Source organism: Faecalimonas hominis, assembly GCF_054660755.1.
In genome coordinates this window covers 127,907-139,470 of record NZ_BAAHSH010000029.1, presented here as the reverse complement: position 1 = coordinate 139,470, position 11,564 = coordinate 127,907, and the positions used below count along the sequence as shown (strand labels likewise).

At 39.3% G+C, this 11,564-nt stretch carries 14 protein-coding genes and 2 tRNA genes; 12 read left to right on the top strand and 4 right to left on the bottom strand.

From position 1 onward, the window contains the following. Positions 1–164 (bottom strand): transposase (locus tag ACYQ35_RS06030; RefSeq protein ID WP_459829704.1); only part of this gene is annotated, 164 nt, incomplete at its 3' end. A 71-nt stretch (positions 165–235) separates the two neighbouring features. Between ACYQ35_RS06030 and ACYQ35_RS06025 the strand changes: the two genes are divergently transcribed. The 4 genes from ACYQ35_RS06025 to ACYQ35_RS06010 all read left to right on the top strand — a co-directional run bounded on the left by ACYQ35_RS06025 (position 236) and on the right by ACYQ35_RS06010 (position 2,005). Beyond that, on the top strand, positions 236–1,096 hold the full coding sequence (locus ACYQ35_RS06025) for a DUF3114 domain-containing protein (RefSeq protein WP_459831154.1): 861 nt from the start codon (positions 236–238) through the stop codon (positions 1,094–1,096). 12 nt (positions 1,097–1,108) lie between these two features. Further along, entirely contained in the window at positions 1,109–1,780 is a 672-nt protein-coding gene (locus ACYQ35_RS06020; RefSeq protein ID WP_459831152.1) for a hypothetical protein, read from the top strand. A gap of 75 nt (positions 1,781–1,855) precedes the next feature. Then, a tRNA-Pro gene (locus tag ACYQ35_RS06015) sits at positions 1,856–1,930 on the top strand. Between the two features lie 4 nt (positions 1,931–1,934). Further along, a tRNA-Gly gene (locus tag ACYQ35_RS06010) sits at positions 1,935–2,005 on the top strand. A gap of 56 nt (positions 2,006–2,061) precedes the next feature. Here the strand turns inward: ACYQ35_RS06010 and ACYQ35_RS06005 are convergent. From ACYQ35_RS06005 to ACYQ35_RS05995, 3 genes are read right to left on the bottom strand one after another with little or no spacing between them, the layout of a single operon-like run. After that, positions 2,062–2,682, bottom strand: coding sequence for a manganese catalase family protein (locus ACYQ35_RS06005; RefSeq protein ID WP_009460486.1), 621 nt, complete (start codon positions 2,680–2,682; stop codon positions 2,062–2,064). A 3-nt stretch (positions 2,683–2,685) separates the two neighbouring features. Beyond that, a complete protein-coding gene (locus ACYQ35_RS06000) occupies positions 2,686–2,952 on the bottom strand; it encodes a spore coat protein CotJB (RefSeq protein ID WP_009460487.1) in 267 nt (88 codons plus the stop codon). After that, positions 2,949–3,161 (bottom strand): spore coat associated protein CotJA, encoded by a 213-nt coding sequence (locus tag ACYQ35_RS05995; protein WP_459831149.1) that lies wholly within the window; start codon positions 3,159–3,161, stop codon positions 2,949–2,951. The genes ACYQ35_RS06000 and ACYQ35_RS05995 overlap by 4 nt, the downstream gene beginning before the upstream one ends. A gap of 116 nt (positions 3,162–3,277) precedes the next feature. On the opposite strand from ACYQ35_RS05995, the gene ACYQ35_RS05990 reads away from it, so the two are divergent. From ACYQ35_RS05990 to ACYQ35_RS05955, 8 genes are all read left to right on the top strand, one after another. Then, on the top strand, positions 3,278–4,438 hold the full coding sequence (locus ACYQ35_RS05990; protein WP_009460489.1) for an FtsW/RodA/SpoVE family cell cycle protein: 1,161 nt from the start codon (positions 3,278–3,280) through the stop codon (positions 4,436–4,438). Positions 4,439–4,601: 163 nt separating this feature from the next. Continuing rightward, on the top strand, positions 4,602–5,441 hold the full coding sequence (locus ACYQ35_RS05985; RefSeq protein WP_009460490.1) for a DegV family protein: 840 nt from the start codon (positions 4,602–4,604) through the stop codon (positions 5,439–5,441). Between the two features lie 53 nt (positions 5,442–5,494). Continuing rightward, positions 5,495–5,731, top strand: a complete 237-nt coding sequence (locus tag ACYQ35_RS05980) for a hypothetical protein (RefSeq protein WP_009460491.1) — start codon at positions 5,495–5,497, stop codon at positions 5,729–5,731. A gap of 187 nt (positions 5,732–5,918) precedes the next feature. Continuing rightward, a complete protein-coding gene (gene mraZ, locus ACYQ35_RS05975; protein WP_459831145.1) occupies positions 5,919–6,356 on the top strand; it encodes a division/cell wall cluster transcriptional repressor MraZ in 438 nt (145 codons plus the stop codon). Positions 6,357–6,374: 18 nt separating this feature from the next. After that, positions 6,375–7,310, top strand: coding sequence for a 16S rRNA (cytosine(1402)-N(4))-methyltransferase RsmH (gene rsmH / locus ACYQ35_RS05970; protein ID WP_009460493.1), 936 nt, complete (start codon positions 6,375–6,377; stop codon positions 7,308–7,310). Positions 7,311–7,357: 47 nt separating this feature from the next. Next, the gene (locus ACYQ35_RS05965; RefSeq protein ID WP_459831142.1) at positions 7,358–7,846 is read left to right on the top strand and encodes a hypothetical protein; all 489 of its coding nucleotides are present in this window, start codon (positions 7,358–7,360) and stop codon (positions 7,844–7,846) included. Between the two features lie 23 nt (positions 7,847–7,869). Beyond that, a complete protein-coding gene (locus ACYQ35_RS05960; RefSeq protein ID WP_009460495.1) occupies positions 7,870–9,741 on the top strand; it encodes a peptidoglycan D,D-transpeptidase FtsI family protein in 1,872 nt (623 codons plus the stop codon). Positions 9,742–9,799: 58 nt separating this feature from the next. Then, the gene (locus tag ACYQ35_RS05955) at positions 9,800–11,563 is read left to right on the top strand and encodes a peptidoglycan D,D-transpeptidase FtsI family protein (RefSeq protein WP_009460496.1); all 1,764 of its coding nucleotides are present in this window, start codon (positions 9,800–9,802) and stop codon (positions 11,561–11,563) included. Position 11,564 lies beyond the last annotated feature (1 nt).

Below are 11,564 nucleotides of genomic sequence, written 5' to 3'. Positions count from 1 at the left end.
CGGCTTTCAATATCACCTGTTTCACGCAGTTCTTTCTGCCAGCGTGATAAAGTCTGCTGACTGATTCCTAAATTTGTAGCACAGCCCTGCAGTCCTAAGGTCTTGTGATCATGATAATACTGGACTGCATCCAGCTTAAATTGTTTGTCATAGTGCTTTGCCATAATGAGATCCTCCTTCAGTGCGGTACCTACATTGTACCATAATTTTTCTTATAAGGAATTCTCATTTTGACTTGTACTATTTATATTCTAACACCAAAGAGTATCTTCAGGAAATTGAGAGAACTTATGAATCGGCACATCAGATAGGTTCAGATGTGTATACATATATGTTTGAGGCAAGTAAAATTTCGCCGAAGGAAAAAGCGCTGCTTGTCATCAGGCAGATGGGCGGTTACATGGATAAAAATGGAATGTTACAGTTAGGGGAGGGAGATACATTTGCTCCGGAAATGGCACCTCACTCTGTGTTTTTAGAGGACTATGCGGAATGTGTCAGAAAAGCCTACAGGAAGAAACATCTGGATAATGAAATGATTCACCAGTTCAGAATGTATATTGATAAACACAATATAGAATATGTCCGGGGATATTATGAGGGGAAAACGGATTATGACAGGTTAAAATCTTATGCAAAAAACTATAATATGAAGTTATATTATGGTGAACCGTCCAGACACCACAATAAAACAGAAAAAGAGCAGAAGTTTAAAGAACAAAGATACGATAAAATACTGACTCCGAATAAGTTGTCTGAGTTTATCATTGATGTAAAAACGGGAAGTTTTGTAACAGAGTGGGACGTTTTGACAAAGACGAAGAGCAACCGGATTCAAAGTACAACAGCGTCCTATGAAAATATGGAAAAATCGCAGAAAAAGAAAGTGATAAACAGCGAATCATTTAACTATGCCCCTGCTGATTACAACGAAGAACATCACAGACTGGACGTTCTTCCGGCGACGCCGGCAGCAGGCAGAAAAAAGACTTATCTGGAAAATGATTTTAAACGGAGTTTAAAGAAAATCTGGAAAAGTCCTAAACGGACGCAGTATAAAGAAAAATACAAATCCCCGAAGGACTATTTAAAATAAAGGAGACCAACTATGAAAAAAATAATGATGTTAGGCGTGGCATTCTGCATGTCGCTTATCCTTCTGTCCTGTCAAAAGGAAGTGGATTCTTCAGAAAAAATAAATGATATTCTTGAGAACGAAAAATATATGAAAATAGAATTGGGAGAAGATTATCATCAATCATCTGTTCTGTTTGCCTTGCAGGAAGAAAAAGCGGTTGTTCCAAAAGATGTCAAGTGGGGACTTCCAAAATACCGAGAAAAAGATACAATCGGAGTAAGTTTTGCAGAAGAGGGAACGGAAATCTATAAAGCAGATGGCGAAATGTATCCTGAATTATACGCAAAAGCTTATCTGGCGTCCATTGTAAATCTTGATTTGAGTGTAAAAGAAGTAAAGGACAGAAATTATAGCGTAAAGATTGCGGACAAAGAACAACTGAAATGGTTTGAAGAGGAATTATACACGGTATCTACTTTGGTAATAGGGGACTCTTACGAACTTTCAGGTGTCACTGTGGAGTTTGACAGGGAATACCGTCCTGTTAAAAAGATATTCCAGTTAAAGAAGAAAAATAATATGATATTAGGCGATGAGGAAGATGACAGTGAAAAATGCATTCAGGAATTTTCTTATGATGTGGGGAAGATGAAATTTAACCGAGAATTTAGCCGGGTGGAAAATTTGATTGGAAAAGACTAAAAAATAAAATTTGTGCTTGCATTTTTCTTCGTAAGATGATATTATAAATCCTGCTTGAAATAAATGAATATTCAGCGGGGTGTGGCTCAGCTTGGCTAGAGCGCCTGGTTTGGGACCAGGAGGTCGCAGGTTCGAATCCTGTCACCCCGATTTTGCGGGTGTAGTTCAATGGTAGAACACTAGCCTTCCAAGCTAGATACGTGGGTTCGATTCCCATCACCCGCTTTTATTTTTAAAAGGAATGTTATCCGGTTGCAGATAACATTCCTTTTTTTAGTACATCATCTTCTGCAATTACAATTTTGAGTCTTGTCAAATTCAGGGTTGAAGGCGTAGAAGTTTTTACTGTCTAAATTATCCTGAACAATTCTTAAACTCTCACCGAAACGCTGATAGTGAACAATTTCTCTTTCACGCAAAAAGCGGATAGGATCGCATACTTCCGGGTCTTTGACAAGACGTAAAATATTATCGTAGGTTGTTCGTGCCTTTTGTTCTGCTGCCATATCTTCGTGTAAATCTGTAATTGGATCTCCTTTTGACTGGAAATAAGTTGCTGTCCACGGAGTTCCTCCCGCAGACTGTGGCCACAGTGCGAGAGTATGGTCGACATAGTATTTATCAAAACCATATTTCTCGATTTCTTCAACGGAGAGATTTTTAGTCAGTTGATAGACGATGGCACAAATCATCTCCATGTGAGCTAATTCTTCTGTGCCTATATCAGTAAGAATTCCTGTTACCTGTTTATATGGCATTGTGTATCGCTGTGACAGGTATCGCATGGAGGCGGCGAGTTCGCCGTCAGGCCCACCAAATTGACTGATGATTACCTGAGCAATCTTAGGATTAGTCTGTGTGATCTTAACGGGATACTGTAATCTTTTTTCATAATTCCACATAAATTAGCAGCCTCCTTCCTGCCACGGATACGGCTCGTCAATCCATTTCCAATAGTCACTGCAAGTAGTGATTGAATCGAGAGTAAGAGGGCTATAAAGACGGGCGTAGTCCTTTAATGCCTGTGTACGGATTGCGTTATATTCCTGAAAGTAAGCAAGTGCTTCCCTGTTGTCAGGGTGCGTATCCAAAAACAATTTTACATCATCGACAGAAAAACTGGCGACATTAATTAAGTGAAGCAATTCTTTTCTGGAAGGCACATTATTCATCGACAGCCACCTCCTCCGTGTTCAAATGGTTTTCGCAAATCATGAAAAATTGTTCCGCAGTGAAATCCTTTATCCGCATCAAGTATGTTTTCCCAGCGCTGCCACGGAACGTAAGCCATGGCTAGGGGCATGGAAGATAAGGGATCAGGTCTTTGACAGGAAAGATTTTCGGGATTGTAAAATGTCATATTATTACGAAAATTTTGCATAACCAACATACTCCTTTAAAATATTTACAGTATTAGATTATGTAACGGATAGGAAAAAGTGTTTGTTTTTACGAGGCAATATAGTATAATGAATAGTTAAGAAGAGGAGTATAAAAATGACAGGGACAAGAATAAAGAAAAACAGAGAAAAGAAAACAGTAGAGTATTTTGATTATAGTTTATTGGCAGTGCTTATTTTTCTTATTGGTTTTGGTTTGCTTATGCTTTACAGCACAAGTTCTTACAGTGCCAAGATGAAATTTGGTGATGGAATGTTTTACCTGAAGAATCAGTTAAAGGCATATGCAGTAAGTTTTATTGCCATGTGGATTGTTTCTAATATAGATTATCACTGGTATGCAAAATATTCTAAAGCAATATTTTTGGCAGCCATGGTGGTTATGGCGCTGGTGTTTGTTCCGGGAGTCGGGATAGAAGCATATGGGGCGAAACGTTGGATTAAAGTTCCGCTTATGGGACAGATGCAGCCGTCGGAACTGATGAAAATTGCAATTGTACTTTTTATTCCAGCGATGATATGTAAAATTGGCAATAAAATCGGGAGAAAAGAAGGTTTATTCTGTATTCTGGGCTTGGGAGCGATTGGTGCGGCAGGTGTATTATTTCTGACGGATAATTTAAGTACAGCGATTATTGTTATGGGAATGTCGTGTATCATGTTTTTTGTTGCACATAGAAAGACTGCTCCGTTTATTGCAATTGGAGCAGCGATGATTGCAGGAGTCTTTATAGTGGCGCAGGTTTTGGGAAAGGTGCTTACTGACAGTACAGACTTCCGAGTGCGACGAATTTTGGCATGGGTAAATCCGGAAATGTATGCGAGCGAAGGAAGTTATCAGAGTATGCAAGCATTGTATGCCATCGGTTCAGGTGGATTTTTTGGAAAAGGACTGGGAAACAGTGCGCAGAAAATAATTATACCGGAAGCGCAGAACGATATGATTCTTTCGATTATATGTGAAGAATTAGGTGTTTTTGGCATGATGATTGTTCTGATTTTATTTGGAATTTTGTTATACCGTCTTGCGTTTATTGCACAGAATGCTAAAGACTCATATGGATCTCTTATAGTGACGGGAATTTTTTCTCATATAGCGCTTCAGGTTATTTTTAATGTATGCGTAGTAATGAATATCATACCGACAACGGGAATAACGCTGCCGTTTATCAGTTACGGCGGTACGGCGGCGCTGTTTTTAATGATTGAGATGGGAATTGCATTTAACGTATCTAGGACAATAAAAGTGGCTGTTTGATGTTTACATTAGCATGGAATTGAATAGTTATAATAATGAGAGGGAAAATTATAAAAAGTCTTTTCTTATTAGGGAAAATGTGGTAAACTAATCAAGTGGTATTTAAAACTACATATAATAGAAGTGAATGTGATAAGTAAAGAGATAGAGAAAGGTTCTAGTTATGAGTTATAAAATTGTTGTAGACAGTTGTGGTGAATTAACTGAAGAGATGAAACAATCCGGAAAAGTGGAAAGCGTTGCGCTGAGCATTCAGATTGATAATGAGAATATTATAGATGATGATACATTTAATCAGGCAGAATTTTTGCGAAAGGTGGCAGAAAGTTCTAACAGTCCCAAATCATCTTGTCCGTCACCGGAATGTTATATGGATAGTTATAAATGCGATGCGGACAGAGTTTATGTTGTGACTTTGTCAGCGGAGTTAAGTGGTTCTTATAATAGCGCGGTACTTGGAAAAAGTATCTATGCAGAAGAACATGGAGAGAAGAAGATTCATATTTTTAATTCTCGTTCGGCTTCGGTGGGGGAGACGCTTATTGCAAAGAAGATTATGGAATGTGAAGAGCAGGGATATGGTTTCGAGGAAGTAATTGAGGCAGTAGACGCGTATATTCAGGGGCAGAACACATACTTTGTTTTGGAGACGTTGGAGACATTGAAAAAGAACGGAAGGCTGACCGGGGTAAAAGCGCTGGTGGCATCTGCGTTGAATATTAAGCCGGTAATGGCATCGACATCACAGGGAACAATCTGTCAGTTGGGAAAATCAAGAGGTATCAACAAGGCGCTCGACAAGATGGTTGAATATGTCATAAAAGATGCGGTTGATATGGAAGAAAAGACGCTGGCGATTGCACATTGCAACTGCTATGAACGAGCAATGTCTGTAAAGGCAATGCTGGAAGAACGTGGACATTTCAAAGATGTTATTATATTGGATACACGGGGAATCAGCACAATGTATGCGAGCGATGGAGGAATTATCGTAGTTGTATAATTTTACATTTTGTGATAGACTATTTATAGTTGAATTGCAAAGGAGTTTTGAAGATGAGTCAAGAGAAAGTAAATCGTTATAAAGAACAAAAAGCGAACCGAAAAGCAATCATGAAGAAAGAAAAGAGAATGAAAATTTTCAGAAACACAGTGACAGCAGTTGTTGTAGTAGCAGTTTTATCATGGGTTGGATATTCGGGATACAATTCTTATGTAGATAGTCAGCCGGTGGAAAAGACAGAAGTTGATTATACTTCAATCGCTGAATATCTTACAGGTTTAGCAGAATAATATGGTATGAGAAGGAAGATATATCTCCACATTTGTGGGGATATATTTTTTTGTTAGTTAAAAATGCTAAAAAACTCTTGAAATGAGGGGAAAAGTGGTTTACAATGAATCCAAGTGGTAGAAAGTGGTGAATAGTGGTGCGAAATGGGACATAAGTGGCAGGCCCATTTGAAAGAAGGTGTTCCATATGTTGACAGGAGAATTTAATCATAGTATAGATGCAAAAGGCAGGTTGATTATTCCCTACAAATTTCGTGAGAATCTTGGAGAAAATTTTGTAATTACAAAAGGATTAGATGGCTGCTTATTTCTGTATCCTGACAATGAATGGAAAACTTTTGAAGAAAAACTAAGAACCTTACCGCTGACAAATAAAGACGCCAGAATATTTACCCGTTTCTTTTTGGGAAGTGCGGTAGATGGCGGCCTTGATAAACAGGGCAGAGTGTTAATCTCTTCTGCACTTCGTAATTTTGCCCATTTAGAAAAAGAAGTGGTTCTTGTGGGAGTGTTGGACCGTGTGGAAATTTGGGATAAGGCAAAATGGGAAGAAAATAATACAGTAATCGAAGACAACATGGACGATATTGCAAGTCACATGGAAGAGTTGGGACTGGGCATTTAATCTGATATGGAGGTAAACATGACATTTGAACACAAATCCGTATTATTGGAAGAGACAGTAAATGGTCTGAACATTAAACCGGACGGCATTTACGTAGATGGAACACTTGGTGGAGGCGGACACGCTTTTGAAGTGTGTAAGCAGTTAAGTGACAAGGGGAGTTTCATAGGAATAGATCAGGACGAGGCGGCAATTGAGGCTGCGGGAATCCGATTACGTGACTTCGGGGAGAGAGTTACAATAGTCAGAAGCAACTATTGTGATATGAAGTTACAGCTTCAGAAACTTGGAATTGACAAAGTCGATGGGATTGTACTCGATTTGGGTGTATCATCTTACCAGTTAGATACAGCAGAGAGAGGTTTTTCCTATCGTGTAGATGTACCTTTGGATATGAGAATGGACAGACGTCAGGAGATGACGGCCAAAGACATCGTCAATACGTATAGTGAGATGGAACTTTATCGCATTATTCGAGATTATGGAGAAGACAAGTTTGCGAAGAATATTGCAAAGCATATTGTTTTGGAACGCGAGAAAGGTTCCATTGAAACTACCGGACAATTAATAGAGATAATTAAACGTGCCATTCCGATGAAATTTCAAAAGAACGGGGGACACCCTGCCAAGAGAACATTTCAGGCAATTCGTATTGAATTGAATAGGGAATTAGACGTACTTAGAGATAGTTTAGATGAAATGATTGATATGTTAAATGAAAACGGGAGAATATGTATCATTACATTTCATTCTTTGGAGGACAGAATTGTAAAGAGTATTTTCAGAAGAAACGAAAATCCGTGTACATGTCCAAGTCATTTCCCTGTATGTGTTTGTGGGAATGAATCGAAGGGGAAAGTGATTACAAGAAAACCAATTCTGCCAAGCGCAGAAGAGTTGGAATACAATAGTCGCTCAAAAAGTGCAAAACTTCGTATTTTTGAGCGGTGTTAGTTTGATAACGGGAGATAAATAATTGGAGCAGAAGGGAGCATAAGCAGATGGAGACAAACAGAAGACCTGCTTATCGCAGACAAACTTATACATATTATGATTATGGAAATACTGTTCGCAAACCTGATATTGTTCCGAAAAGACATGAGGAGACACACAGATCGGAACAGAAGAAGGTAAGCAGACAGATTCGTAAGAACAGAAAAAATGCACTGCATATGAATAAAGGATATGTAGTGTTTTTGTCGATTGCAGTTGTAATTGCGTTTGTGGTTTGTTTACAATACTTACAGTTGCAGGCGGAAATTACGAACCGTTCGCAGAACATAACTTCTCTTCAGCGAGAACTGGCAGAGAAAAAGGAGGTTAATACAACGAGATTTAACAGCGCGTTGGATTCTGTGAATTTGGAAGAAGTCCGCAGGAAGGCAACGGAGGAATTGGGTATGGTTCACGCAGAGGATAATCAGATAATTACATATGACAATCCGAAAGAAAGTGACGTAAAACAGTATAAAGACATTCCTAAGAAATAGTGAGACAAATGGAAGGTGAATCGATGACAAAAAATAGGAAAAAAAGAGGCGGTCTAAAGTTTATCCGCCAAAAATTTCCTAAGAGAATGCAGAAAAAGCTGGTATTGGTATTTATGTTTACGATACTGGCTTTTGTTTTATTCTTGGGAAAAGCGATAAAGATTGTTGCGACAAAAGGAGAAGATTACAAAAAAGCGGTCTTGGATCAGCAGCAAAATAACAGCAGGGTAATTCCTTTTAAGAGAGGAGATATACTCGATGCGAATGGAACAAAACTGGCGACAAGCGAGCGTGTTTATAATGTGATTTTAGATGCAAAAGTGTTATTGTCAGGAAAAGAGGAAGAACTGGCGAAGTCGAAAGAGCAGACGGTGGAAGCGTTGGAAACATGCTTTGAAATTGATAAAAAAACGGTTTATACCGTTTTGGAGGAGAAGTCTGAAAGCCGTTATAACGTTTTGAAAAAGGGAGTATCCTATAAACAATATCAGGCGTTTGAAAAACTTAAAAAGGATACAAAAAACTATGGAAATTTAAAAGGAGTATGGTTGGAAGAAGATTATGTCAGAACCTATCCGTATAATACACTTGCAAGTGATCTGATAGGATTTACCGCATCGGGAAATGTGGGAAATGGCGGTCTTGAGGCTTCTTATAATGATATTTTGAATGGAACGGACGGAAGAGAATACGGTTATTTTGGAGAGACCTCCTCTGTGGAGAAGATTGTAAAAGAGGCGACGGACGGAAAAAGTCTGGTGACCTCCATTGACTTGAATTTACAGAGCATTATTGAAAAACATATTCGTGAATTTAATGAGGAACATAAAAACGGACCGAATAAAACAGGGCTTGGAAGTAAAAACACGGCGGTTATTGCCATGCGTCCCGGAACGGGAGAAGTTCTTGCGATGGCGTCCTATCCCAATTTTGACCTGAATAACCCGAGGGATTTGAGTGGTTTGTTCTCGGAAGAACAGTTGAAAAACATGAGTGAGGAGGATAAGATTAAAGAGTTAAATAAATTGTGGAGAAACTTTTGTGTGAGTGATACATATGAACCGGGTTCTACAATGAAACCGTTTACGATTGCGGCGGGATTGGAAAACGGAACGCTCAAAGGAAGTGAGACATATGTGTGTCCGGGATATTTGGACGTTGGAAAATGGAGGATTAAATGTAATAAAAAAGACGGACACGGAACACAGACTTTAAAACAGGCGATTGCCAACTCGTGTAATGTGGCGTTGATGCATGTGGGTGCGGCAATCGGTCCGGAAGAATTCTCAAAATATCAGCATATTTTTGGATTTGGAGAATATACGGGGATTGATTTACCGGGGGAGGCGTCCACAGACAAGCTTCTTTTTGCTCCGGATAAAATGGGAAATGCTGACTTGGCGACAAATGCTTTTGGGCAGAACTTTAATGTGACAATGTTGCAGTTGGCAGCGGGATTCAATTCTCTGATTAACGGAGGAAATTATTATGAACCTCATGTCGTAAAACAGATTCGTGATGCAGACGGAAATGTTATAGAAAATAAAACTCCTGTTCTGACGAAAAAAACAATCTCAGAAGAAACAAGTAAGCTGCTTCGTACTTACATGGAATCTACCGTAACGGAAGGAACGGCGAAAGCGGCACAAGTGCCGGGTTACGCTATCGGAGGTAAAACGGGAACTGCTGAAAAATATCCTCGTAATCATGGAAAGAACCTGATTTCTTTCATTGGGTATGCCCCGCAGGAAAACCCGGAGATTATGCTTTATGTCGTAATTGATGAACCAAATGTGGAAAATCAGGCAAACAGCAGTTATGCCATAAAACTGGCGCAGAAAATTATGGCGGAAGCATTTCCGTATATGAAGATTACAAAGACGGCAACAAATTAGAAGAATAACCTCACAATAGATTTAATACCCTATAGTAATAAATCTTTGTGAGGTTTTTGTGCGAAATAAGACTTATAATAAAAAGAAAATTTTTGTTGTGTTTTTGTGTGCTGTTTCTGTGATAACTCTGCTGATCGGCAGATTGGTGTATTTGATGATAGTTGATGCGCCTTATTATCAGAAGAGGGCGGAGGCACTTCACGAAAGAGAGAGGGAAATAAAAGCGGCCAGAGGAGAAATTATAGATGCAAAAGGGAAGGTGCTTGCGACAAACAAAACCGTATGTACGATTTCGGTTATCCACAGCCAGATAAAAGATAAAGAAAAGGTTATCCGCATTTTAAGTGATGAACTGGGAATAGGGGAAACCTTGGTTAGAGAGAAGGTGGAAAAAGTTTCTTCAATGGAGAGGATAAAAACAAATGTAGATAAAAAGACGGGGGATAAGATTAGAGAGTATGAACTTCCGGGGGTAAAAGTGGACGAAGATTTTAAACGGTATTATCCTTTTGGAAATGTAGCGTCAAAGGTGCTTGGATTTACAGGAGGGGATAATCAGGGAATTATTGGTCTGGAAGTCAAATATGAAGAATATTTAAAAGGGAAAAACGGAAGGATTTTGACGACGACTGATGCGAGAGGTGTGGAACTTGAGGGAATTGCGGAAGACAGAATGGAAGCAATTCCGGGCAATACATTACATATCAGCATGGATTATAACATACAGAAATATGCTCAGCAGGCTGCGGAAAAGGTGATGAAAGAAAAACAGGCGGATAAAGTGTCTGTTTTAGTTATGAATGCTCAAAATGGGGAAATACTGTCTATGGTAAATGTGCCGGAATTTGATTTGAATGAGCCGTTTACACTTTCCGGGAATGAAAATGCAGAAATTTCTGATGAGAAAAAACAGGAATTATTAAATCAAATGTGGAGAAACGGCTGTATTAATGACACATATGAGCCGGGATCCACTTTCAAAATTATTACATCAGCGCTTTGTTTGGAGGAGGGCGTTGTCAAAGAATCGGACAGATTTAGCTGCCCGGGCTATAGAGTGGTTGAAAATAGAAGGATACGCTGTCACAAAGCGGGAGGGCATGGTTCAGAGACATTTGTGCAGGGAGTACAAAATTCCTGTAACCCTGTATTTATTGACATAGGTTTGCGGCTCGGTGCAGACCGGTTTTATGATGGCTTTTATAAAATTGGACTTATGGATAAAACGGGAGTTGACCTTCCGGGTGAGGCGGGGACAATCATGCACAAAAAGTCCAACATAGGTCCGGTGGAACTTGCCACAATGTCTTTTGGACAGTCGTTTCAGATTACCCCGATTCAGCTTGCGACGACGGTCAGTTCCATTATCAACGGAGGAAAAAGAGTTACTCCGCATTTTGCAGTCTGTGTGACGGACAGAGAAGGAAAAGAAGTGGAAAGATTTCAATATAAGACGAAACGAAATGGAATATCGGAGGGGACTTCGGAGAAAATGCGTACGATATTGGAAAGCGTAGTCGCCCAAGGTTCAGGAAAGAATGCATATATACCCGGATATAAGATTGGAGGAAAAACAGCTACGTCACAGACGCTGCCGAGAAGTGCGAATAAGTATATCTCTTCCTTTATCGGTTTTGCACCGGCAGATAATCCGAAAGTGGTTGCGCTGGTAGTTATCCACAATCCAAAAGGAATTTACTATGGAGGAACAATCGCCGCGCCGGTGGTGAAAGACATATTTTCCAATATTCTGCCTTATCTGGGAATTGAAAAAAACAGTAAACTAGAGTATACTAATGAGATGAAAAAACAAAAGAGATAAA